Source organism: Shewanella sp. T24-MNA-CIBAN-0130, assembly GCF_040310185.1.
Classification (GTDB): Bacteria; Pseudomonadota; Gammaproteobacteria; order Enterobacterales; family Shewanellaceae; genus Shewanella; species Shewanella psychromarinicola.
The window spans coordinates 1-471 of the sequence record NZ_JBEOPP010000149.1; the positions used below are offsets into that span (position 1 = coordinate 1).

Sequence of the window (471 nt, forward strand, 5' to 3'; positions counted from 1 at the left end):
GCTTAGAGGATGGAAGAGACCCTTACCTAGAACTGCCTGGCTCAATTTGGTTAGTTCATTTCTGGTTAAATTTTAATGTTGAACATTTGACGGCTTACCGTTACTTTTTTAATTTCGCAAATGTGCAACATTTTGAAAAAACAAAGCTCATCGCTGATTGTTTTGAAGATGCAAAAAAACTCGTTGATAGTGAGCTGGGTAATATTTCTACTATAAAGAAAGATATTGACTGCTTTTTGAATACCTATAGTAAAAAGCTCAAAGCTACTCCATCGAAAAAAAGTATCAACATAGATGAAGACCATTTTATTTCACCTTTGTCTGAATTAAATTTGATACAAGATAACGGTGGCGGTTTTTACATTAGTAACCTCGCTGAACGTCCTGAACTGCCGATCGAAATATTTACTTATGCCCTGCTTGAGTTTTTTAAAACTGAAACTGTAGATTCTAAAGTCAGCACTGTTGATT

At 34.6% G+C, this 471-nt stretch carries 1 protein-coding gene; it reads left to right on the forward strand.

Features of this window, described 5'->3' with window-relative positions; all coding sequences use genetic code 11:
• Positions 1 to 471: DUF4007 family protein (locus tag AAEZ02_RS21860; protein WP_351125038.1), on the forward strand; the 471-nt coding region annotated here is incomplete at both ends.